Source organism: Xanthomonas sp. NCPPB 1325 (genome assembly GCF_041477645.2).
Classification (GTDB): Bacteria; Pseudomonadota; Gammaproteobacteria; order Xanthomonadales; family Xanthomonadaceae; genus Xanthomonas; species Xanthomonas cannabis.
This window is the reverse complement of the sequence record NZ_CM192985.1, coordinates 1,328,018-1,351,346: the sequence shown is the minus strand read 5'-3', so window position 1 is coordinate 1,351,346 and position 23,329 is coordinate 1,328,018. Positions and strand designations below refer to the sequence as shown.

Here is a 23,329-nt window from a genome sequence, read left to right as displayed (position 1 = left end):
GCCAGGATTGCCTGCGTCTGCGACAGGCATCCGCGCAAAGAAAAACAGCCACTCAACTTGAGTTGAGTGGCTGCCTGTCTGGTGGGCCGTCAAGGATTCGAACCTTGGACCTATTGATTAAGAGTCAACTGCTCTACCAACTGAGCTAACGGCCCTGAAACTGGTCGCACATTGTATGCGCGTTTTTGCTTCGTTGCAACACCCCGCGACGCATCGGGTCAAACTTTCCTGCACTTGCCTGTCATTCAGTGGGGTGGCTGAGGGGACTCGAACCCCCGACATCTGGAATCACAATCCAGTACTCTAACCAGCTGAGCTACAGCCACCACTGAAAACCTGCTTCCTACCGTACCGCCGATGGCGCGCCCGACAGGACTCGAACCTGTAACCGCCGGCTTAGAAGGCCGGTGCTCTATCCGGTTGAGCTACGGGCGCCCGGACCGAACTTCGCATTCCCACGCCGCCAGGAGCTCGGAATGGTCGGGGTAGAGGGATTCGAACCCCCGACATCCTGCTCCCAAAGCAGGCGCGCTACCAGACTGCGCTATACCCCGGCGGGACCTTTCAATCCCGAAGGCTGGAAAGGTCGGCTATTTTGGGAACGATTGGCCTCGCTGTCAATCACCCTGTGTAAATTGGACGATCCGGTATCCTCTCAACAACGCGCGCCAACTCGGCGAGCACCTACTTTCATGGAGAACACGCATGCGTAGCGGTAACCCGGCCCTCCGGGAATCCACGTTCCTCGACCTCGGCTCCGGCTCGGTGGTCACCCGCGATGGTCAGGCGATGACACTCAACGGCACGGTCAACAAGACCGGCCTGCTGTTGCTGATGGCGGTCCTCACCGCTGCGTTCGCATGGTCGCAATCGCTTGGCGCCGACGGCGTCCCGCTGCCGGCCGCACGTATCTACATGATTGCCGGTGCGATCGGCGGACTGGTGCTCGCGCTGGCGACCAGCTTCAAGCCGACCTGGGCGCCGATCACCGCGCCGCTGTACGCACTGGTGGAAGGTTTCTTCCTGGGTTCGATCTCGGCCGTGTACGAAGCACGCTTCAACGGCATCGTATTCCAGGCGGTCCTGCTGACCTTCGGCACCATGTTCGCGCTGCTGTTCGCGTACCGCAGCGGCATGATCAAGGCAACCGAGAACTTCAAGCTGGGCGTGGTGGCGGCGACCGGCGGCATTGCGCTGGTGTATCTGGCGACGATTGTCCTGGGCTTTTTCGGCGTGCGGATTCCCTTCATCCACGACTCGGGCCTGGTCGGCATCGGCTTCAGCCTGTTCGTGGTGGTGGTGGCGGCACTGAACCTGGTGCTGGATTTCGACTTCATCGAAAGCGGTGTCGAGCAGGGCGCACCCAAGCACATGGAGTGGTACGGCGCGTTCGGCCTGATGGTCACACTGGTGTGGCTGTACATCGAGTTCCTGCGCTTGCTGTCGAAGCTGCAGTCGCGGAACTAAGCCGGGAATCGGGAATCGGGATTGGGGAATCGCAAGCGCGTTTCCCTGCGATCGATGGCATGGAGTGGCTTCAGACATCTCCAAGCAAAAGAAAGGGCGCCCTGGGCGCCCTTTCTTTTTTGTGCGGCGTTGCCAGTGCGCTCAGAGGCGGCTGGCGATGGCCTTGGCAAAGCCCATGGTGTTGCCGGTGCCGCCCAGGTCGGGGGTCAGCGAGTCCTTGGCTTCCAGGGTGGCCACGATGGCTTCGCGAAGGCGCTCGGCGTTCTGCGGCTGACCGATGTGGTCCAGCATCTGCGCGGCACCCAGCAGCAACGCGCACGGGTTGGCCTTGCCCTGCCCTGCAATATCCGGCGCCGAGCCGTGCACGGCTTCGAAGATCGCCGCGTCCAGACCGATGTTGGCGCCCGGGGCCAGACCCAGGCCGCCGACCAGACCGGCACACAGGTCGGAGATGATGTCGCCAAACAGGTTGGTGGTCACGATGATGTCGAACTGCTCCGGACGCATCACCAGCTGCATGCAGGTGTTGTCGACGATCATTTCCTGGAACTCGATTTCCGGGTACTGCGCGGCCACATCGCGGGCCACCTTCAGGAACAGGCCCGAGGTCGACTTGATGATGTTGGCCTTGTGCACCGCGGTGACCTTCTTGCGGCCGGTGGCGCGCGCCAGGTCGAAGGCGTAGCGCACGATGCGCTCGGAGCCCTTGCGGGTGATCCGGGTGCCGGAGAACGCGGTCTCGCCATCCTCGGACACGGTCTGGCCTTCGCTCAGGTAGGCGCCTTCGGTGTTCTCGCGGACGGTGATCAGGTCCACGCCATCGGCGAAACGCGACTTGGTGTTCGGGAACGACTTGGCAGGACGCACGTTGGCGTACAGGTCGAACTTGCGACGCATGGCGACGTTGATCGAGCTGAAACCTTCGCCAACCGGCGTGGTCAGCGGACTTTTCAGCGCCACCTTGTTCTTGGTGATCGACGCCAGGGTGGACTCGGGCAGCAGATCGCCGTGCTTTTCCAGCGCGACCAGGCCAGCGTCGGCGTACTCGTAGGTCAGGCCAGCTTGCAGCGCATCGAGCACGAACAGCGTGGCATCCATGATCTCCGGGCCAATACCGTCGCCGCGGATGACCGTGATTGTCTGCGTCATATCGTTGGGTTTCCGAACTTGAAGGGGGGAGCGCCAGCCGTCGAACCCGGCAGATCGGCGCAAGGAGGTTTCACGGGCAATTATGCCCGATGCCGGTGAAGGCGCCCAAACCGACCTTGGTCTAAGAGCGGCAGGCATGGCGCGGCGGTCGCTGCGCGACCGACGGATGCGGACGCCGCAGACCCTTGCCAGGCCATGCGCCCGCTGCCTGGCGGACGCATGCGCGACGACGCAAACCACAGGTGCCGGCGGCCGTGCGAAGACTGCCGCCTACCGAGACCCCGGCATCAACGCGTCAACCTGCCCCCAAACCCCTGCCCGCCCCGAGCACCCGACCGTCCTGCGCGGCGCTTACTTCGACAGCGCAGCGGAGCCCACCAATGCGTGCGGCCGGCGTACGCCGCCGCGGGCACCCTCGCCACGCACGCTGTCGGCGTGGGGCGGCCGAGCACCCAAACGCAACGCGCCGCCCTGACAACGGCGCGGCGACTTGCCTTTGACGAATTCCCGATTCTCGATCGCCAATCCCGAGCGGCATGCAGCCGCCCGGGCTCGGCCCCTCACTCGTGCGCGTGCTGCGTCGGCGCCTGCGCGCCGCCTTCGAGCTGGTCGAGGAAATCCACTGCGCGGCGCAGATGCGGGATCACGATGGAGCCGCCGACCACCAGTCCGACCGAGAAGGTTTCGAAAAATTCTTCACGGCTCACGCCAGCCTCTTTGCACTGGGCGACGTGGTAGCTGATGCAGTCGTCACAGCGCAGCACCATCGAGGCCACTAGACCGAGCAGCTCCTTGGTTTTCACGTCCAGCGCACCGGCCTGGTAGGTCTGGGTGTCCAGCGCAAAGAAGCGCCGCACCACCTGGTTGGGCTCGGCCAGGATGCGCTGATTCATGCGTTGGCGAAATTCGGTGAACTCGCGCAGGCGGTCGGCGCTGCCGTCGTCGGAACCACTCATGCCTGACCGCCCGTGCTGCCGGCCAGCAGCGGCTCGAGCTTGCCGGCGCGATGCAGGGCCATCATGTCGTCGTAGCCGCCCACATGGACGTCGCCGACGAAGATCTGCGGCACGCTGGTGCGCTTGGCCAGGGCGACCATCTTGTTGCGCTCGGCCGGGTCCAGGTCGATGCGCACCTCGGTCCAGGTCTGGCCCTTGCTCTTGAGGAAGTTCTTGGCCGCCACGCAATACGGGCAGATGGCGGTGGAATACAGGGTGATATGTGGGCCGCCGGCGGCGTCCTGCACGGTATGGTCTTGGCTCACGGGAAACTCCGTGGTTGGTCTGAGGTCTGACACATGGTAGCGGGCGACTGGAATTTCCATGTCGTCACCGCAACACTGTGGATTAATTGCCGATTCACGCCGCTGCGCTGCGCTGCCCGCATGCTCCGCGCATCACCTGGGAGTTCCACTTGCGCCTGCTTCCGCTTGCCACCGCCCTTACGCTGGCCGTTGCCGTGGGTGTGGCACCCGCGCAGGAAAGCCGTCTGCCCGATATCGGTTCCTCGGCCGGCGAGCTGCTGACCCCGGCGCGTCAGGCCGAGTACGGCAAGATGATGCTGGCCGAGCTGCGCAATTACGACTACGTGCTGGACGACCCGCTGATCGGCGATTGGGTGCAGACCATGGGCACCCGGCTGGGCGCCAACAGCGATCAACCGCAGCAGCCGTTTACGTTTTTCATGTTGCGCGACCGCCAGATCAATGCGTTCGCCACCCTGGGCGGCTATATCGCGGTCAACGCCGGGCTGGTGCTGACCGCCGAGCGCGAGGACGAGGTGGCGGCGGTGCTGTCGCACGAAATCGCCCACGTCACCCAGCAGCATGTGCTGCGCGGGGTGGAGCGGGCCCAGCGTGACCAGATCCCGATCCTGCTCGGCATGCTGGCCGCGGTGGTCGCCGCGCAGCAGGCCGGCGGCAACTCCAAGGGCGATGCCACCATGGCCACCATCACCAGTGCGATGGGGCTGATGCAGCAACGCCAGATCGACTACACCCGCTCGAACGAATCCGAGGCCGACCGACTGGGCATCCGCACGCTGGTGCGCAGCGGATACGACGTGGACGCGATGGCCGGCTTCTTCGAGCGCATGTCGGTGGCGATGCGCGCCAACGAGGGCGGCTACAGCGCGCCGGACTTCCTGCAGACCCACCCGGTCACCACCACCCGCATCAGCGAAGCCAAGGCGCGTGCCGAGCAGATGAAGAAGAACACCGTGGTGCTGACCACCTCGGTGCCGGGCGGAACGCGCCAGGAACGCGTGGACCCGGCGGACCCGAGCCTGTCGGAGCCGTTGAGTCGCAACGGCAACGCACTGCTTCCCTATACGCTGCGGCTGCCGGTGGATGCACTCAGCCGCGGCGGCGACCAGCAGGGTTTCGACTGGGCCAAGGAACGCCTGCGCGTGCTCAGTGCAAGCACCCCGGACGCCGCCATTCGCGAGTACGAAAACCTGCGCCGCAGCGCCAAGCAGGGGCTGAGCGATGCGCAGCGCTACGGGCTGGCGCTGGCGCGGCTGCGCAACAGCGGCGGCCGGCCCAACGAGCCGGTGGCCGAGCTGACCAGCCTGCTCGAGACGCACCCGGACAACCTGTGGCTGGCGCTGGGCCTGAGCGAGGCGCAGGCGCGCGTGGGGCAGCGCGAAGCGGCCAATGCGCGCTTCGATGCGCTGCTCAAGCAACTGCCGAGCAACCGCGCGGTGGCACTGACCTATGCCGGCGCGCTCAACGAGCAGGCCAGCAAGGAGTCCGGCCAGCGCGCGCGGCAGGTGCTGGAACCGTTGCTGTACCGCAGTGGCGAGGACCCGCTGCTGCAGCAGACCTATGCGCGTGCCTGCGAGCTGGCCGGCGATCATCTGCGCGCCAGCGAAGCCTATGCCGAGTCTGCTTACTTGAATGGGCGCCCGGAGCAGGCGCTGATCCAGCTGGAAGCGCTGAAGAAGAAGGACCTGGACTATGTGACACGGGCACGCGTGGATGCCCGCATCGCCGCGATCACGCCAACGGTGCTGGAGCTGCGCCGTCAGGGCATCCGCGACCCGGACCTGTCCACGCGCTGATGTCGCCGGGGTACGACGAGCCGGCCCGACCGCCGCATCCTGCAACCGTCGATACCGCCGCTGCACTACCAGCCCAGCCCGCTTCACAGAACCGCAGTGTGGCTGCAGCCTGCGCCCGGCATGTCACATGAGAGTCACAAAACCGTAGTCTACTGGCGATCACCAAAGCCAGACGGTAAGCCCCGCGTGCAGAAACGCATTCTGATCGTCGATGACGAACCCGCGATCCGCGACATGGTGGCGTTCGCGCTGCGCAAGGGCGAGTTCGAGCCCATCCACGCCGGCGACGCCCGCGAGGCGCAGACCGCCATCGCCGACCGCGTGCCCGACCTGATCCTGCTGGACTGGATGCTGCCCGGCACCAGCGGCCTGGATCTTGCCCGCCGCTGGCGCAAGGAGCAGCTGACCCGCGAGATTCCGATCATCATGCTCACCGCGCGCGGCGAAGAGAACGACCGCGTCGGCGGCCTGGAAGCCGGCGTCGACGATTACGTGGTCAAGCCGTTTTCGGCACGCGAGTTGCTGGCACGGATCCGTGCGGTGATGCGGCGTACCCGCGAGGACGACGAGGACGGCAGCGTGGCCGTGGGCCGGCTGCGCATCGATGGCGCCGCGCACCGCGTGTTCGCCGGCGATGCGCCGGTGCCGATCGGCCCGACCGAATATCGTCTGCTGCATTTCTTCATGACCCACCCCGAGCGCGTATACACGCGCACCCAGCTGCTGGACCATGTCTGGGGCGGCAGCGTGTATGTGGAAGAGCGCACTATCGACGTGCACATCCGCCGCCTGCGCAAGACGCTGGAGCCGTTCGGCCTGGAGAACATGGTGCAGACCGTGCGTGGCTCGGGCTATCGTTTTTCTTCGGCGACCTGACGTGCCGCCAAGCCGCCCGGCCGCATTCTGGCCGGAGCGGCTGCCCACCTGACGCTTCGTGATCACGCCTTCCATGCCCCAACATATCCGTTCCGCCTGGCTCAAGACGCTCGGCACCCTTGCGCTGTTGCTGGGCGCTGCCGTCGTGGCCGGCGTGCTGATCGGGCATGTCTGGATGGCGCTGACGCTCACTGCATTGGGCGTCCTGGCCTGGCATTACTGGCGGCTGCGTCAGGTGCTGCGCCGGCTCACCGCACGTCAGCGTGCCGAGCCTGCTGCCGGCGTCGGCGCCTGGAACGAGCTGGACCGGCTGCTGTATCGCAGCCAGGCCGAAATGCGCGGGCGCAAGCGTCGCCTGATCGACATGCTGCGCACCTACCGCGCCGCCGCGCAGGCGTTGCCGGATGCGGTGGTGGTGGTGGACCGCAACAGCCAGCGCGTGCAGTGGTTCAACAAGGCCGCGGGCGGCCTGCTTGGGCTGCATCATCCCGGCGACATGGGCGTGTCGGTGGTGGAACGCCTGCAACCGCTGCCGCTGGCACATTGGCTGGCGGCCGGCCGCAATGCCGAGCCGATGCTGGATGCGCCCTCGCCCGTGGACCCGGACCTGCGCTTGAACCTGCGCCTGATCCCGTACTCGGACGACTACTGGCTGCTGGTGGCGCGCGATGTCAGCAAGCTGCTGCGCCTGGAGCAGGTGCGCCGCGATTTCGTAGCCAATGTCTCGCACGAGCTGCGCACGCCGTTGACGGTGGTGCACGGCTACCTGGACATGCTCGACCCGGAAGACTTCCCGGACTCGGGCCCGATGCTGGCGGAGATGCGCAAGCAGTCGCAGCGCATGGCGCAGCTGGTGGAAGACCTGCTGACCCTGTCGCGACTGGAATCGCAGGAAGAGCTCGGCGAAGAACACGTGGCGATGGCGCCGATGCTCTCCACCCTGCGCCGCGAGGCCGAGGCGCACAGCCAGGGCCGGCACACGGTGGAAGTGATCGACGAGGCCGGGGTGGATCTGCTCGGCTCCAACAAGGAACTGCACAGCGCGTTTTCCAACCTGGTGACCAACGCGGTGCGCTACACACCCGGCGGCGGCACGGTGACGATCCGCTTCGTGCGCGAAGGCGACGGCGCGGCGCTGGCGGTGCGCGATACCGGTTACGGCATCCCCGCCTCGCATCTGCCGCGCATCACCGAGCGCTTCTATCGCGTGTCCAGCAGCCGCTCGCGCGAGAGTGGCGGCACCGGGCTGGGGCTGTCGATCGTCAAGCACATCCTGGGCCTGCACCAGGCGCGCCTGGAGATCGAAAGCGAAGTGGGACGCGGCAGCGAATTCTCGTGTCATTTCGTCGCTGCACGCATCGTGCAGCGCGAGCACTCCCTGCCACTGTCACGCTCGGCGTGATATGTAGGGAGCGACTGTCGCCACCGGCCGCGCTGCAGCTGCGCGACACAGCGTGTCCGCGCCGCGGGGCGATGCGCTTGCGGCGACCACGCACACCATCTCCGTCTTGATGACCGATTCCATGGGCCACGCCAAACAACTGCACGACATCACACCGTCCGAGGACATCGCCACCGATCCGTTGCGTGAGCCGGCGCTGTACATCAACCGGGAACTGTCGCAACTGGACTTCAATTTCCGGGTGCTGGCGCAGGCACTGGACGAGCAGGTTCCGCTGCTGGAACGGCTGCGCTTTTTGTGCATCTCGTGCACCAATCTGGACGAGTTCTTCGAGATCCGCGCGGCCACCGTGCGGCACGCGCAGGAGTTCGGCCTGCCGCCGGCCCCGGACGGGCTGAGCCCGACCGCCATCCTCAACGCGGTGCACGACCGCGCGGCCAAGCTGGTCGAGCAGCAGTACCACGCATGGAATGAAGTGCTGCGCCCGGCGATGGAAGATGCCGGCGTGGCCGTGCTCGGTCGCTCGACGTGGAATTCCCGCCAGAAGCGCTGGCTGCGCGCCTACTTCCGCAACGAGATCATGCCGGTGCTGTCGCCCCTGGGGCTGGACCCGGCGCACCCGTTTCCGAAGATCCTCAACAAGACCTTGAACATCGTGGTGGTACTGGAAGGCCAGGACGCATTCGGGCGCGCCGGCCATCTGGCCATCGTGCGTGCGCCGCGCTCGTTGCCGCGCATCATCCAGTTGCCGGCCAGCCTGTCGCCGGAAGGCGCGCAGAGCTTTGTGTTCCTGTCCTCGGTGCTGTCCGAGTTCGTGGACGAGCTGTTCCCGGGCATGCAGGTCAAGGGCTCGTACCAGTTCCGCGTCACCCGCAACTCCGAACTGGTGGTGGACGAGGAAGAAGTCGAAAATCTCGCGCTTGCGCTGCGTGACGAGCTGGTCACGCGCGGCTACCGGCCGGCCGTGCGGCTGGAGATCGCGCACGATTGCCCGGCGCCGATCATGCGTACCCTGCTGCAGAACTTCGGTTTGAACGAGAACGCGGTGTACCGCATCGTCGGGCCGGTCAACCTGAGCCGCGTCACCCAGGTCTACGACCTGGTGCCGCGCCCGGAGCTGAAGTATCCCGCGTTCAATCCGCGCACCTTGCGCGACAGCGAAGGCATCTTCCAGATCGTCAGCAAGGGCGATGTGTTGCTGCATCACCCCTTCGATGCGTTCACTGCGGTGCTGGATGTGATCCGTCAGGCCGCCGTCGACCCGAATGTGCTGGCGATCAAGCAAACGCTGTACCGCACCGGCAAGGATTCGCAGATTGTCGATGCATTGATTCTGGCCGCGCGCAACGGCAAGGACGTCACCGTGGTGGTGGAGCTGCGCGCGCGCTTCGATGAAGAGGCCAACCTGGGCCTGGCCGACAAGTTGCAGGAAGCCGGCGTGCAGGTGGTCTACGGCGTGGTCGGCTTCAAGACCCACGCCAAGATGCTGCTGATCGTGCGCCGTGAGGGACGCAAGCTCAAACGCTACGTGCACCTGGGCACCGGCAACTACCACAGCGGCACCGCACGCGTGTACACCGACATCAGCCTGATCACCGCTGATGCGGAGATCGGCAACGACGTGCACATGCTGTTCCAGCAGTTGTCCGGTCTTGCTCCGCGCATGCAGCTGGATCAGCTGCTGCAATCGCCGTTTACGCTGCATGCCGGCGTGCTGAAGCGGATCGAACGGGAGACGCGCTTGGCCCGCAATGGCCGCCCCGGCCGCATCATCGCCAAGATGAACGCGCTCAACGAGCCGCAGGTGGTGCGTGCGCTCTATGCCGCCTCGCAGGCCGGCGTGCAGATCGACCTGATCGTGCGCGGCGCCTGCACGCTGCGGCCCGGCGTCCCTGGCGTGTCGGACAACATCCGCGTGCGCTCGATCGTGGGGCGTTTCCTGGAACACAGCCGGGTGTACTGGTTCGGCAATGACGGTGCGGCCGAGTTGTACTGCGCCAGTGCCGACTGGCTGGAACGCAACCTGCTGCGCCGTGTGGAAACCTGCTTCCCGATCCTGGACCCGGACCTGGCCAAGCGTGTCTACCGCGAAGTGCTGCAGAACTACCTGGACGACAACGTCAGCGCGTGGGAACTGGATGCCGAGGGCGTGTACCACAAGCGCACGCCGGCACCGGGCGAGCCGGCACATTCGGCGCAGATGACCCTGCTCGACCGGATCTGAGAGGCCGCGGCCGTGGCCTCTCACGTGGCCAACGGCCCATCGGCTACCATGCGGCCATGCCAATGCCCTCCCCCACGATTCCGCCCCTGCGCGATGGCGATTTTCTCGCCGCCATCGACCTAGGCTCCAACAGTTTCCACATGGTCATTGCGCGCTACCTGATGGGTCAGCTGCGCGTCGTCGACCGCCTGCGCGAGACCGTGCGCATGGCCGACGGCCTGGATGGCAAGGGTGGCCTGTCCAACGAGGCGCGCCAGCGCGCGCTCGAATGCCTGGCACGTTTCGGTCAACGCATCCGCGAAGTTCCTTCGCTGCGCGTGCGTGCGCTGGCGACCAACACGGTGCGTCAGCTGCGCTCGCCGCAGGCCTTCCTGATGCCGGCGGAGACCGCGCTGGGCCATGCGATCGAAGTGGTCAGCGGGCGCGAGGAAGCGCGCCTGATCTACCTGGGTGTGGCGCATGCGCAGCCGCCCAAGCCCGACCAACGCCGGTTGGTGATCGACATCGGCGGCGGCTCGACCGAGTTCATCATCGGCCGCGGCTTCCAGACGCTGGAGCGCGAAAGCCTGCAGGCCGGTTGCATTGCCAGTACGCGGCGGTTTTTCCCCGGCGGCAAATTATCGAAGAAGAAATGGAAGGATGCGCTGACCGAGATCGGCGCCGAGTTCCAGCAGTTTGCCGGCCAGTACAAGGCGCTGGGCTGGCATGAGGCGATCGGCTCGTCCGGCACGCACAAGGCCATCGGCGAGATCTGCGCGGCGATGAAGCTGACCAAGGGCGCGATCACGGCGCAGGCGTTGCCGGCGCTGCGCGAGGAGTTGCTCAAGGCCAAACGCATCGAAGACATCCAGTTGCCCGGCCTTGCCGCCGAGCGCCGCCCGATCATCGCCGGCGGCATCCTGGTGCTGGAAGCCGCGTTTCAGGCACTGGGGCTGGAGAAGCTGATGGTCAGCAAGGCAGCGATGCGCGAAGGCATCCTGTACGACATGCTCGGCCGCGGCGGCGAAAACGACCCGCGCGACAGCTCGGTGGCCTCGCTGGTGCAGCGCTATGGCATCGATGAAGTCCAGGCGCAGCGCGTGGAAGCCACTGCCTGCCGGCTGTTCGACCAGGTCTGCGAATCCTGGCAACTGGACGGCGACGATGCGCAGGTGCTGCGCCGCGCCGCACGCCTGCACGAGCTGGGGCTGATCATTGCGCACAGCCAGTACCACGTGCACGGCAGCTACATTCTGGAACACTCGGATATCGCCGGGTTTTCCCGGCAGGAGCAGCAGGTGCTGGCGTCGCTGGTGCGCACGCATCGACGCAACGTGCCCAAGACCGCGTTCGAGGCCCTGCCCGACCGCCTGCTGTTGCCCACCCGCCGCAAGGCCGCGCTGCTGCGGCTGGCGGTGTTGCTGCACCGCGCGCACGAGTCGGACCCGATTCCGACCCTGGAACTCACCGCCGACGACACGCGGCTGTCGTTGATCCTGTCGCAAAGCTGGATCGACTCGCGCCCGCTGCTGCGTGCCGACCTGATCGGCGAAGTCGAAAGCATGGCCGGCCTGGGGATCGCGTTCAAACCGTTTGTGACCTGAGGCCTTCGGCCTCAGGCGGGATTTGGGGATTCGGGATTGGGGATTTGTTGATCCCGGCAGACCATGTGTTGCGGGCTTTCTGACATTTGCACAGCCCGCTCCTGCGAATCCCGAATCCCGAATTCCCACTCCCGTCGCGCTTGTCACCGCCACGTCTTATCGGCGCAACACCAATGCCATCGCCTTGCCCGAAGCTAGCGAAAACGGGAGAACGGCATGCGCTATGCGATCGTTACCGAAACCTATCCCCCCGAGGTCAACGGTGTTGCACTGACCGTCCATGGGTTGGAAACCGGCCTGCGCGCACGTGGGCACCAGGTGGATGTGGTGCGCCCGCGCCAGCGCGTGGAGAGCGATGCAACCGACGCGTTACTGGTGCGCGGCGCGTCGCTGCCGCGCTACCCGGGGCTGAAATTCGGGCTGCCGGCCACTCATCGCCTCATTCGCCATTGGCGCACGACGCAACCGGATGCGATCTACGTGGCCACGGAAGGCCCGTTGGGCTGGTCGGCGATGCGTGCGGCACGCCGGCTGGGCATTCCGGTCGCTTCGGGCTTCCACACCCGCTTTGACGAATACCTGCCCGACTACGGCGCGGCCTGGCTGCAGGGCACCGCATTGCGCTGGATGCGGCGGTTCCACAACCAGGCCGATGCCACGCTGGTGCCCACTCGCGAGCTGCTGCAGTTTCTGCGCAATGACGGCTTTGCACGCGTGCAGCTGCTGGCGCGCGCCGTGGACAGCCAGCAGTTCGATCCGCGCCGTCGCGATCCCGCGCTGCGCGCCGAATGGGGCATCGATAGCGACGGCTTTGCGGCGATCTATGTCGGGCGCATCGCCAACGAAAAGAATCTGCCGTTGGCGATCCAGGCATTTCGCACGCTGCAACGGACCCGCCCCAAGGCGCGCTTCGTCTGGGTGGGCGATGGCCCGGCGCGCGATAAGATCGCGCAGGAGCACCCCGACTTCATCTTCTGCGGCATCCAGCGCGGCGAGGCACTGGCGCGCCACTTCGCCAGCGGCGACCTGTTTCTGTTTCCCAGCCGCAGCGAGACCTTCGGCAACGTGACGCTGGAAGCGATGGCCAGCGGCGTGGCGACGGTCGCCTTCGACTACGGTGCCGCACGCGAATATCTGCGCAGCGGCCAGAACGGCGCAGCGGTGGACTCCGATGATGCATTCGTCCAGGCCGCGGTTGCGCTGACCCGGGACGACCCACTGCGCCAACGCCTGGGTACGGCCGCAGCGCAGGCAATGAAACGCCTGCATCCGGACAACGTGGTGTCCGATTTCGAAGCCTTGTTGCTGGGCATCACCGCGGCACGGGGGCGTTATGTCGTCAACGCGGCTTGAGGTCTTGCGCGGCCATGAAGCGCGCTGGTGCAGGCGCGCCAATCACTGGTGCCGGCGCCACCCGGTACGGCGCGCCTTCGCCACCATCAGCCGGCTGGGCGATGGCGTGTTCTGGTACAGCCTGATGGGCCTGCTGGTGGTGCTCGACGGCATGGACGGGGTTCGCGCCTCGGCGCATATGGCCGCCACCGGCGTGCTGGCATTGACGCTGTACAAGGCGCTCAAGCGCTGGACCCGACGCCCGCGCCCCTACGCGGCCGATGTGCGCATCCGCGCGTGGGTGGCGCCGCTGGACGAGTTCAGTTTCCCCTCCGGCCATACCTTGCACGCGGTGTCCTTCAGCATCGTGGCACTGGCGTACTACCCGTGGCTTGCGCCGCTGCTGGTGCCGTTTTCGGCCGGCGTGGCGCTGTCGCGGGTGGTGCTGGGCCTGCACTACCCCAGCGATGTGCTGGCGGCCACGGCGATCGGCGTGCTGCTGGCAAACCTGTCGTTGTGGGGGCTGCCGGCGATGTTGGGGTAAGCGCTGGCGGTTTGCGTGAGGGCGGCTTGCTGACAGGTAAGCGTCAGGGCAAACGGACAGTCACCAGGACGGTGCCGAGTAAGCAGCAAGACTTCTTCGCCGCGGCTTTCTCTTGCCGGGACATTGCCCTGCTTCATGGGGGAGAAGGTGCCCCGCAGGCGCTGATGAGGGTCCGTGCGAAGCCTCATTCATTCGGCGTCGATTGGTGTTTCGCACAAGTCGAAAAGAGCCACGACGCAGCAATTGCGACTTCAGCGCGTGGCTTCGCCCCGTACCCTCACCCCTACCCCTCTCCCGCAGGGAGAGGGGATCTTGCGCTGAAGGTATGCGGTGAGCTGACAGAAAGCTGCCCACCCACGCACAGTCCCACGGCGTGCGACCGGCAGATGTCTAAAAGGCGATCGCCAGCCTCCGGCGTAGTTGCAAGAATCGTTCGCACACCAATCGCTGCGCAGCCGAAACGCTTCTCCGCTTCCCGCTTCCCGCTTCCCGCTTCCCGCTTCTCCGCTTCTCCGCTTCTCCGCTTCTCCGCTTCTCCGCTTCTCCGCTTCTCCGCTTCTCCGCTTCTCCGCTTCTCCGCTTCCCGATTCCCGATTCCCCATTCCCCATTCCCCATTCCCCATTCCCGCCCCGTCCTGCCGCCGTACAATGGCGCAATGACGACCCTGTTCATTTCCGACCTGCATCTGGACCCGGCCCGGCCGGCAATCACCGAGCTGTTTCTGGACTTTCTGCGCACGCAGGTGCCCGGCAGCGACGCGCTGTACATCCTGGGCGATCTGTTCGAGGCCTGGATCGGCGATGACACGCCCTCCACCGCTGCCGATGCGGTCGCGGTGGCACTGCATGCGGTGGCCGACGCCGGCGTGCCGGTGTTCTTCATGGCGGGCAATCGCGACTTCCTGGTCGGCGATACCTACGCGCAGCGCGCGGGCTTCCGCATCCTGCCCGACCCCACCGTGATCGATCTGTACGGCCATACGACGCTGCTGATGCATGGCGACCTGCTGTGCACCGACGACACCGCCTACCAGGCGTTCCGCGCGCAGACGCGCGACCCGGTGTTCCAGGCGCAGTTCCTGGCCCAGCCATTGGCCGCGCGCGTAGCATTCGCGCAGCAGGCACGTGCAGCCAGCCAGGCACGCCATGCCGAACTCAAACAAGGCGACCAGTCGCGCTTTGAGACGGTCACCGACGTGTCGCCGGCCGAGGTGGAGGCCACCTTTGTCCGCTACGGACTGGATCGAATGATTCACGGGCACACCCACCGTCCCGCGATCCACACGCTACAGGCCGGCGAGCAGACCTGCACGCGCATCGTGCTGGGCGACTGGTACGAACAAGGTTCGGTGCTGCGCGTGGATGCCGATGGCGTGTCACTGGAGCAGCTGGCGCTGTAGTCCACGCGGCGCGGCGACAGCGCGCGCAGGCATCGGGCGTTCGGCGCGCTATACGCTGTTCAACCAGCCAGCCTCGGCGATGGAGCCGCGAGCCACTTGAGCGCACGACATCACTGCGTGCTACGTGCACGCTCGGCGTAGTCGACGAAATCGGCATTGACCACGTCGTACCAGAGCAATGTGCCATCGGCCTGGACGCGGAAGCGGTCACGCACCGGGCTGGTCTGCGGATCACCGGGGCAGCCGTCGCCGTGGCGCTCGCGCACCGCGAAGTCGAAGGCGTCCGTGGACGGCACATCGCCGTCTTCGTCGATGATGCTGATGCAGTTGTCCGGGTAGGCGTGGTCGCTCTGCAGCCGCGCTTCGAGCACATGCAGGGCGCGGGCCCGGGCATCGTTGGCGGTCGCCGGCGCCGGGGCTTCCACGGTGGGCGTGGGTGCGGTGGCGGCGGGCTCGGCCGGTTGCTGGCGGCAGCCGGCAGCGGCCAGTGCGACCAGACACAGCAGCGCATAACGCAGGAAGGTGGACATGAGGGCTCCGCTCGACAGGACGTGGCCGGCAGCGGCCGGCGGTGCGTCTAGTCTGCGCGATCGCCGTGCCCGGGTGTAGCGCATTGGCCCGGCACCTGCCGGTGCCGGACCGTGTGGAACGCGCAGCAGGATCAGCGGAAGCCGGCGATCGTGGCCTTGGTGTTGACCAGCACGCGCTGATTGTCGGCGGTGCTGGCATTGCCCATCGGCACGCCGTTGTAGCTGATGTTGGGGTTGGACCAGTAGTTCAACCGCGGGCAGCCGCTGGTGCAGTCGTAGGCCATGATGGTGCGCCAGCTGTTGCCGTAGCGGTAGCCATGGCCGTACGCATAGGGCGAGGTGCTCGGGTCGTTGGTGGCATCGTGGCGCGCACTCTGCAGATGCCCGATTTCATGCGCGAAGCTGTAGTAGCCGGTGGCGCAATCCCAGTACACCGAGGCGAAGGCGCTTGCGGCGGTCGAGCCGATCCCCGACGCCAGACCGCAGTAGCTACTGTTGTCCAGCACGATCACGCCCACATCGGCGGTGTAGGTGTTGCGGCTGGTGTGGATGCTGTCCATGTAGCCGTCGTTGGTGACACGGAAGCGCTGCAGGTCGGTGGTGAAGTTGCCGGTTTCGGTGTAGCTGGTGGTCTCGTAGCGCGCCAGTTGCAGGGTGATGCCCACGTTGCTGTTGATGTAGCCCTGGTTGGCCTCGGCCACCGCCAGCTGCACCAGCGACTGCATGTTGCCGCCATAGGCGGTGACCGCCTTGTTGGTGGCCACCACCAGCACGCGGATGGTGGCCGGGCTGCCGGACGATGCGGCAGCGGCGGTGACGCGTCCGTCGCCGGGCATGTCGAAGCGCGGCAGCAGGCTGTATTCGGCCGGATGCTCCTGCGGCATGCGCTGCTCGTCCACCTGCACCAGCACGTGGCGGCCATCGGCGAACGGACGCAGGCGATACAGCTTGCCGGCGTAGCGGATGGTGCCGGTGACGGTGTCGCCGCTACGCACCAGGATGGCCGAGTTCAACGGGTCCACACCCGACAAGGTGCGCGCGCGGGTGCCGGCGCGCGGGCCGAGGTTGCCGTACCAGACGCTGTCGCCGCCTTCCAGCGCATCCACCTTGGCTTGGGTGGCGGTGATGGTCTGGCCGTCCAGCTGCAGTTCCAGCAGTTTTTCCGTCGCGGTCACCGCGCCGGCGTCGAGCTGGACCACCTGTGCGTTGGCAGTGGACGGGGCGGTCAGCAGGCGTTGCAGCGCAGGTTCGGCTGCAGCGGTGGCAGTGGCGCTGCGGCTGAGCGCCGGGCCGGTCTGGTACAGCGGCTTGCCGGCAGCGGCGGCCGACCCGGCCAGGCACATGGCCACCAGGCCCAGCGTGGTGCACATCGACTTCGACTTCATCGTCTCTCTCTCCTTAGACATGGAAGTTACGGATGCGAAACACCGGGCCCCTGTCCCCGGGACGTCATTAGGGCGCGCCACAAAGGACAGATTGCAAGTTGTTACAAAGGAAAATTACAGTTTTGTGATGTTTGCCGATGACTGGATGCGATTCCGGCGGCGACATGGGAGGAACCAGCGCACAGTCCGGTGGGTCAGTCTCGGCACCGGGGGAACGCAGCGGCGAGGACACGTGCAGAATCTGGGCAGCACGCTGCCCCGCTACATGCGGGGGGCGTTGCGTTGGGCCATGCGCAGAGCGGGACAACGGCAGACCGGTACGGTCGGCGCACCGCTTGGCGTTGGGTCAAACCAAATGACAGCGACACTGGCTGATCGGTGCACGCGTTCGGCGGGGCGGTGTCGGCACGCATGCCACACCGTCTCGTGCGCGCATCGGCGCAGCGATCAGCCGGCCTGCTCCACCAGATCGGCCAGTTCATCCTTATCGAACCCGGCGAGCAACCGCGCCTGGATATTGAACGGCCCATGCAGGTAGCCGCCGGCGTACTCGCGCAATAGGGCCTTGAAGCGCGCACGCGGCTCGACGCCGGCCTGTTCGCAATACCAGCGGTACCACCGCGAGCCGGCCGCGACATGGGCCACTTCTTCGCGCAGGATGATGTCCAGCACGTCGGCGGTTGCCGCATCGCCGAGCGAGCGCAGCTTGACGATCATCGCCGGTGTCACGTCCAGGCCACGCGCTTCGAGCACGCGTGGCACCAGGGCCATGCGTGCCAGGCCGTCGTGCGCGGTTTTCTCGCACATTTCCCACAAGCCGTTATGCGCGGCAAAGTCGCCATAGTCGTGGGCATGCGCCTGCAGGCGCGCGCGCAGCAGCATGAAGTGGCGCGATTCGTCGTCGGCAACTGCCACCCAATCGGCATAGAACCCCTCGGGTAGCCCGCGAAAGCGATACACCGCATCCCAGGCCAGATCGATGGCATTGAGCTCGATATGGGCGATGGCATGGATGAACGCGGCGCGCCCTTCCGATGTTCCCAATCCGCGTCGCGGCAGCTCGCGTGGATGTACCAGGATTGGTGTTGGCGGCCGCCCCGGCATGCGGATCGGTTCGGGCGCAGGCGCCGCCGAATCGATCATGAGATGGCCTGCGCGAAAGGCCGCGGCGTACTGCTGGGTCAGTGCAACTTTCTGCAGCGGGTCGGCCTGGTCCAGGCACAGGCGCGCAGCAGCGAACAGATCGGTGCGTTCGAACGAACCGATGCTCATGCCGTCGGCCACGAGTGACCGCTTGCAGCAGCCACCCAGCACGCCCGCAAGCGCCCGCAGGCGTCCTGCCTTGCACAGCTTGCCGGCAGCATCAGCGCGGCCAGTCGGACGCGCCACCGCGGTGACTCAGGCGCGACGACGCTTCTTGGCATCGTCCGAGCGCAGCTGCTGGATGCGTTCGAAATAGCCCAGCTCGATGCCGGTGATGTACTCGCCGTTGAAGCACGAGGAATCGAACTGCTTGATCTCCGGATTGCCTTCGCGCACGGCCACTTCCAGGTCTTCCAGATCCTGGTAGATCAGCCAGTCGCAGCCTAGGAATTCCTGGATTTCCAGCTCGCTGCGGCCATGCGCAATGAGCTCTTCGGCCGCCGGCATGTCGATGCCGTAGATGTTGGGGTAACGCACCGGCGGCGCGGCCGAGGCCAGGTACACCTTGCGTGCGCCAGCGTCGCGCGCCATCTGCACGATCTGCCGGCTGGTGGTGCCGCGCACGATGGAATCGTCCACCAGCAGCACCACGCGGTTGCGGAATTCCAGATGGATCGGATTGAGCTTGCGACGCACCGACTTCTGCCGTTCGCCCTGCCCCGGCATGATGAAGGTGCGGCCCACGTAACGGTTCTTGACGAAGCCCTCGCGGTATTTCACGCCGAGCACGTTGGACATTTCCAGCGCCACATCGCGCGAGGTGTCCGGGATCGGGATGATGGTGTCGATGTCGTGGTCCGGACGCAGGCGCAGGATCTTTTCGCCCAGCTTCAGGCCCATGCGCATGCGCGCCTTGTGCACCGAGATGTTGTCGATCATCGAATCGGGACGCGCGAAATACACATATTCGAAAATGCACGGCGCGTTGTTGGTCGGCGAAGCGCACACTTCCGAGAACAGCTCGCCACGCGCGGTGATCACCAGCGCCTCGCCCGGGCGCACGTCGCGCACGCGCTGATAGCCCAGGATGTCCAGCGCGGCCGATTCGGAGGACACGATGTATTCGGTGCCTTCGGCGTGCTCGCGCTTGCCCAGCACCAGCGGACGGATGCCGTGCGGGTCGCGGAACGCCACCAGGCCCAGGCCCAGTACCACGCTGACCACCGCGTAGCCGCCCTTGCAGCGGCGGTGCACACCGGCCACCGCGCGGATTGCCGCTTCGGGGGTGAGCATGCGCTGCGCGTCCAGCTCGTAGGCGAACACGTTCAGCAGCACTTCGCTGTCCGAATCGGTGTTGATGTTGCGGCGGTCGGCTTCGAACACCTGCTGGCGCAAGGCCTCGGTGTTGATCAGGTTGCCGTTGTGCGCCAACGCGATGCCGTAGGGCGAGTTGACGTAGAACGGCTGCGCCTCGTCCATGCCTTCCGAGCCGGCGGTCGGGTAGCGGCAATGCGCGATGCCGACGCGGCCTTCCAGCACCGCCATCTTCTTTTCGTCGAAGACGTCGCGCACCAGGCCATTGGCTTTTTGCACGCGCAGGCGCGTGCCGTCTGCGGTGGCGATGCCTGCGGCGTCCTGCCCACGATGCTGCAGGACGGTCAGGCCGTCATACAGCTGCCCGGCGACGTTCTGGTTGCCGACAATACCGACGATGCCACACATGGTGCGCGTTCTCCGCTTCGGCTTGCGCCGTTACTGTGAAGGTGGCCGTGCCTGGCCTTGGGATTCGACCCGAGCCGGGTCGCTTTCTCCGCCGCGAACCTGCGCCGGATCGATATTGGCCGGCATCGCCTGCGTCGGATCGCGTCCGTCGCTGGCAGCTTTGCCGGGTTTGCCAAGCGCACGCGTGATGGTGTCGCTCAGGCCTGAACCGCCAAGTGCCTTGCCCAGGTCCGTATTATCGCCTGCCGAGGGCAACTTCCCCAACTCCGTTGGCAAGTTGCCGAGTTCCATCGATGGCATCTCCATCGATGGCATCCGCCAGGCCGGCAGCTGCGCGCGCATCCAGCCCGCACCGGGCTGGAGCATGGGCAGCAGCACCGACTGGCGCCAGGACGGCTCCCGCGGCAGCGGGGTGAAGCCCATCAGCAGCACCAGCACGCTGGCCAAGAACGCGCCGCGCACCACGCCCAGGCCGAAGCCGAGCATGCGGTCGGTGCCACCGAGTTTGACCGCGTCCACGCCGGCGCGGATCACCATGCCGATCACCGCCACGCTGATCAGCACGCCGACAAACACCATGGCGTAGCCACCGAACGACTCGGTAGCCGAGGGATGCTTGCCATCGGCCAGCCAGCGCGCCGCCGCGCCGCCAAACAGAAAGGTGGCCCAGCCGGCCAGCAGCCACGACAAGGTGCCGACCACGATGGCGACGAAGCCGCGCAGCAGCCCCAGCAACGCCGACACCACAATGATGACGCCCAGCACCATGTCGATCACTGGCGAGGTCTCCGCGCGGCGCGCGCGCCGTTGCTGCACTCTGGCTCGGTCGTCATTGCCCTCCCCTCCGTGGGTGCGAGGCGTTCAAAAAATCCAGCCGCAGCCGGCAGCGCAATGCGGGCAGCTAGCGGACACATGGCGGTGCGCCAGCCGTGCAGTGTACGAGCGGCTGCCGCACACGCAGCGGCCGCGCTTGCTTGCGGCCGGCGCAGGCGTTTACGGATGCGGGCGCACCATGCCGGAAATGCCGACCTTGGCGGCAACCTGCGCACGCAACTGCTCGGCATCGCCGCGATTGGCCACCGGCCCGACACGCACGCGGTTGAGCGCGCCCTTGTCGGTACGAACCTGTTCGACGAAGGCGCTGAAGCCGGCGGCGCGCACGCGGTCGCGCAGGGCGTCGGCATCTTCGGCGCGCCCGAATGCGCCCAGCTGCACGGCAAACCCGACGCCGCTCGCGGCAGGTGCTGGCGGCGCGGTCGGCGCAGCGGCAACCGGCTTGGCAACTTCGGGCTTGGCAGGTTCTGGCTTGGCCGGCGCTGCCTTGGCAACGTCTGGCTGGGCGGGTGTCGGCTTGGGCGCTTCGGCCGGCTTGGGTGCCGCTGCGACCGGCTTGGCCGGTTCCGGCGGAAGGCTCTCGGTCTTTGGCGCAGCCGGCGCGCTGGCAGCGGCCACACTGCTGCTCGGTTTAGCAGTCGGCGCGGGCGTCGGCGTCGCGACCGGTGCCGGTGCGGCGGCATTCGCGTCCAGCGTCACCACCTGCGCATTGACGTCGCTGCGCACCTTCACTGCCTGCAGGCGGGCCGATTCGGCCTGGGCCTGATCGGCATACGGCCCCACGCGCACGCGCCAGGCGGGGCGACCACCGATCTGGGTCTTCTCGCTGAAGCCAGGCAACTGCGCCTGCTTGAGCCGCGCAATCACCGCATCGGCATCGGCGCTGGTGGCATATGCGCCAAAATTCACCGCGTAGTTGCCGGCCGCCACTTCTGGCGCCGACGGCGCGCTGGAGGGGTTGGCGAGATCGGCGGCATCCGGGTTGTCCTGCACCGCTGCAGGCGCGCCGGGGGCACCCGCCATACCCAAGGCGCCACCAGCCGGTGCATTGCCCGGGGTGACCAGCGGCAATTCACGGGTTTCGAATTCGCCATTGCCGGGCGCGGCAGGCGCTTCGAGCGGGACGTCGGCCACGCCGCTGGATGGCGCGGGGCCCTTGACCAGCATCGGAAGGAAGATCACGGCAAGTGCCACCAGAACGATGGCGCCAATCAGTCGCTGTTTCAGAGCAGTGTCCACAGAAGAGAGCTAAAGGCGGCGTGGCGGGGTGCCGCGGCGATTATAAGGCCGGCGCCACCCCGCCGACCCTAGTGGGCTGAACGAAGTACGGTTAGCGCGTCGGCAACGGTAAGAAAGGAGCCAAAGACCAATACACGGTCGCCGGGCCGGGCGGCGGCCAGCACCGCGCGTAGCGCATGCGCGACATCGGCATGACACGCCGCCTGGGCCGCGGCCGTGCCCTGCAGACGCTGCTGCAAGGCCTGCGCCGATTGGGCGCGGACGCCTTGTAGCCCCGCCAGCGTCCAGTGATCCACCTGCGCCGCCACTGCCTCCACTACGCCCACCGCATCCTTGTCCGCCAGCGCGGCATAGACGGCATGGGTGACGCCGGCGATCGGCTGCGCGGCCAGTGCCTGACCCAGCGCGCGTGCAGCCTGCGGGTTGTGCCCCACATCCAGCAGCACCTCCACGCCGGCGACGTCCATGCGCTGCAGGCGCCCCGCCACCTGTGCGTCGGTCATGCCCTGCGCCCAGGCCGCTGCGGGCACGTCCATCGGCAGCGCCTGCAGCGCCGCGATGGCGGCTGCGGCATTGGCCAGCTGCACCGGCGCCAGCAGGGCCGGCATCGGCAGCTCCAGGGTCACGGCCACATCGCGCCAACGCCATTGCCGGGCGTCGATCGGCTCGAAGAAGTAATCGCTGCCGGCACGGATGGCATTGGCGCCCAGTTGGTAAGCGCGTCGCAGCACGCTGGAAGGCGGGTCGATTTCGCCCAGCACCACCGGTTTCCAGGCGCGGATGATGCCGGCCTTCTCGGTGCCGATCGCTTCGCGATCCTCGCCCAGCCAGTCGGTGTGGTCGATATCCACGGTGGTGATCACCGCCACGTCCGAATCGACGATGTTGACCGCATCCAGGCGCCCACCCAGGCCGATTTCCAGCACCGCCAACTCCAGCGCGGACTGCTGAAACAGCCACAGCGCGGCGAGCGTGCCGTATTCGAAATAGGTCAGCGTGGTATCACCGCGCACCGCCTCGACCGCAGCAAACGCTTCGACCAGCTGTGCGTCGCTGGCCTCGTTGCCGTCGATGCGCACGCGTTCGTTGTAGCGCAGCAGATGCGGCGAGGTGTAGGCGCCCACCTTCCAGCCGGCCGCGCGCCCGATCGCCTCGATGAAGGCCACCGTCGAGCCCTTGCCGTTGGTACCGCCCACGACAACGACGTGCCTGGCGGGCGCTTCGATCTGCAGGCGCGCCGCAACCTCGCGCACGCGCTCCAGGCCCATGTCGATGACGCTGGGATGCTGCTGCTCGATGTAGGCGAGCCAGTCGGAGAGAGAGTCGGTGGCGTTCATGGCAAGGGTTGCACGAAAGAGGGTCACATTATTGCCGTTTGTACTTGTGCAACGCACACTGCAGGGCTGCTCAAGACATCGCGATGCTTCGTCAAACGAAGTGCA

19 protein-coding genes and 4 tRNA genes are annotated in these 23,329 nt (G+C 66.5%); 9 read left to right on the top strand and 14 right to left on the bottom strand.

All coding sequences use genetic code 11. The features are described from left to right. Positions 1–79: 79 nt before the first annotated feature. The 4 genes from ACCQ10_RS05585 to ACCQ10_RS05570 form a co-directional block, all read right to left on the bottom strand. Positions 80–155 (bottom strand) — tRNA-Lys (locus ACCQ10_RS05585). 94 nt (positions 156–249) lie between these two features. After that, positions 250–326 (bottom strand) — tRNA-His (locus ACCQ10_RS05580). 32 nt (positions 327–358) lie between these two features. After that, positions 359–435 (bottom strand) — tRNA-Arg (locus ACCQ10_RS05575). A 42-nt stretch (positions 436–477) separates the two neighbouring features. Next, positions 478–554: transfer RNA gene (locus tag ACCQ10_RS05570), tRNA-Pro, on the bottom strand. Positions 555–705: 151 nt separating this feature from the next. On the opposite strand from ACCQ10_RS05570, the gene ACCQ10_RS05565 reads away from it, so the two are divergent. After that, positions 706–1,467, top strand: coding sequence for a Bax inhibitor-1/YccA family protein (locus tag ACCQ10_RS05565; protein ID WP_372362447.1), 762 nt, complete (start codon positions 706–708; stop codon positions 1,465–1,467). A 141-nt stretch (positions 1,468–1,608) separates the two neighbouring features. On the opposite strand, the gene ACCQ10_RS05560 is transcribed toward ACCQ10_RS05565, so the two are convergent. The 3 genes from ACCQ10_RS05560 to grxC all read right to left on the bottom strand — a co-directional run bounded on the left by ACCQ10_RS05560 (position 1,609) and on the right by grxC (position 3,877). Continuing rightward, positions 1,609–2,616, bottom strand: a complete 1,008-nt coding sequence (locus ACCQ10_RS05560) for an isocitrate dehydrogenase (RefSeq protein WP_010368534.1) — start codon at positions 2,614–2,616, stop codon at positions 1,609–1,611. Between the two features lie 560 nt (positions 2,617–3,176). Further along, positions 3,177–3,572: a carboxymuconolactone decarboxylase family protein gene (locus ACCQ10_RS05555; RefSeq protein ID WP_372362446.1), complete on the bottom strand. Its 396-nt coding sequence runs from the start codon at positions 3,570–3,572 to the stop codon at positions 3,177–3,179. Continuing rightward, positions 3,569–3,877, bottom strand: coding sequence for a glutaredoxin 3 (grxC, locus tag ACCQ10_RS05550; RefSeq protein WP_039412239.1), 309 nt, complete (start codon positions 3,875–3,877; stop codon positions 3,569–3,571). The genes ACCQ10_RS05555 and grxC overlap by 4 nt, the downstream gene beginning before the upstream one ends. A 149-nt stretch (positions 3,878–4,026) precedes the next feature. On the opposite strand from grxC, the gene ACCQ10_RS05545 reads away from it, so the two are divergent. The 8 genes from ACCQ10_RS05545 to lpxH all read left to right on the top strand — a co-directional run bounded on the left by ACCQ10_RS05545 (position 4,027) and on the right by lpxH (position 15,034). Continuing rightward, entirely contained in the window at positions 4,027–5,673 is a 1,647-nt protein-coding gene (locus ACCQ10_RS05545) for a M48 family metalloprotease (RefSeq protein WP_372362445.1), read from the top strand. 186 nt (positions 5,674–5,859) lie between these two features. Beyond that, positions 5,860–6,549 carry a phosphate regulon transcriptional regulator PhoB gene (gene phoB, locus ACCQ10_RS05540; protein ID WP_002806631.1) on the top strand — a complete coding sequence of 230 codons (690 nt, stop codon included), beginning with the start codon at positions 5,860–5,862 and terminating at the stop codon, positions 6,547–6,549. 73 nt (positions 6,550–6,622) lie between these two features. After that, complete coding sequence (gene phoR, locus ACCQ10_RS05535; RefSeq protein WP_039412235.1) at positions 6,623–7,951, top strand: phosphate regulon sensor histidine kinase PhoR; 1,329 nt, start codon at positions 6,623–6,625, stop codon at positions 7,949–7,951. Positions 7,952–8,072: 121 nt separating this feature from the next. Then, the gene (ppk1, locus tag ACCQ10_RS05530) at positions 8,073–10,175 is read left to right on the top strand and encodes a polyphosphate kinase 1 (RefSeq protein WP_372363060.1); all 2,103 of its coding nucleotides are present in this window, start codon (positions 8,073–8,075) and stop codon (positions 10,173–10,175) included. A 62-nt stretch (positions 10,176–10,237) separates the two neighbouring features. Next, positions 10,238–11,758 carry an exopolyphosphatase gene (gene ppx, locus ACCQ10_RS05525; RefSeq protein ID WP_355508324.1) on the top strand — a complete coding sequence of 507 codons (1,521 nt, stop codon included), beginning with the start codon at positions 10,238–10,240 and terminating at the stop codon, positions 11,756–11,758. A gap of 216 nt (positions 11,759–11,974) precedes the next feature. Continuing rightward, positions 11,975–13,111, top strand: coding sequence for a glycosyltransferase family 4 protein (locus ACCQ10_RS05520; RefSeq protein WP_372362444.1), 1,137 nt, complete (start codon positions 11,975–11,977; stop codon positions 13,109–13,111). Beyond that, positions 13,092–13,634, top strand: a complete 543-nt coding sequence (locus tag ACCQ10_RS05515; RefSeq protein ID WP_372362443.1) for a phosphatase PAP2 family protein — start codon at positions 13,092–13,094, stop codon at positions 13,632–13,634. Before ACCQ10_RS05520 ends, ACCQ10_RS05515 begins: the two co-directional genes overlap by 20 nt. A 656-nt stretch (positions 13,635–14,290) precedes the next feature. Beyond that, complete coding sequence (gene lpxH, locus ACCQ10_RS05510) at positions 14,291–15,034, top strand: UDP-2,3-diacylglucosamine diphosphatase (RefSeq protein WP_372362442.1); 744 nt, start codon at positions 14,291–14,293, stop codon at positions 15,032–15,034. Positions 15,035–15,144: 110 nt separating this feature from the next. Here lpxH and ACCQ10_RS05505 read toward each other — a convergent pair whose 3' ends face one another. From ACCQ10_RS05505 to folC, 7 genes are all read right to left on the bottom strand, one after another. Further along, complete coding sequence (locus ACCQ10_RS05505) at positions 15,145–15,564, bottom strand: hypothetical protein (protein WP_355607730.1); 420 nt, start codon at positions 15,562–15,564, stop codon at positions 15,145–15,147. A gap of 131 nt (positions 15,565–15,695) precedes the next feature. Further along, positions 15,696–16,949, bottom strand: a complete 1,254-nt coding sequence (locus ACCQ10_RS05500; protein WP_372362441.1) for a zinc-dependent metalloprotease — start codon at positions 16,947–16,949, stop codon at positions 15,696–15,698. 447 nt (positions 16,950–17,396) lie between these two features. Continuing rightward, the gene (locus ACCQ10_RS05495; RefSeq protein WP_372362440.1) at positions 17,397–18,221 is read right to left on the bottom strand and encodes a ferritin-like domain-containing protein; all 825 of its coding nucleotides are present in this window, start codon (positions 18,219–18,221) and stop codon (positions 17,397–17,399) included. A gap of 126 nt (positions 18,222–18,347) precedes the next feature. Next, complete coding sequence (purF, locus tag ACCQ10_RS05490; RefSeq protein ID WP_372362439.1) at positions 18,348–19,814, bottom strand: amidophosphoribosyltransferase; 1,467 nt, start codon at positions 19,812–19,814, stop codon at positions 18,348–18,350. Between the two features lie 30 nt (positions 19,815–19,844). Continuing rightward, positions 19,845–20,591: a CvpA family protein gene (locus ACCQ10_RS05485; protein ID WP_184386748.1), complete on the bottom strand. Its 747-nt coding sequence runs from the start codon at positions 20,589–20,591 to the stop codon at positions 19,845–19,847. A gap of 216 nt (positions 20,592–20,807) precedes the next feature. Further along, the gene (locus ACCQ10_RS05480; protein WP_372362438.1) at positions 20,808–21,887 is read right to left on the bottom strand and encodes an SPOR domain-containing protein; all 1,080 of its coding nucleotides are present in this window, start codon (positions 21,885–21,887) and stop codon (positions 20,808–20,810) included. Positions 21,888–21,955: 68 nt separating this feature from the next. Then, positions 21,956–23,224: a bifunctional tetrahydrofolate synthase/dihydrofolate synthase gene (gene folC, locus ACCQ10_RS05475; RefSeq protein ID WP_372362437.1), complete on the bottom strand. Its 1,269-nt coding sequence runs from the start codon at positions 23,222–23,224 to the stop codon at positions 21,956–21,958. Between the last annotated feature and the right edge of the window lie 105 nt (positions 23,225–23,329).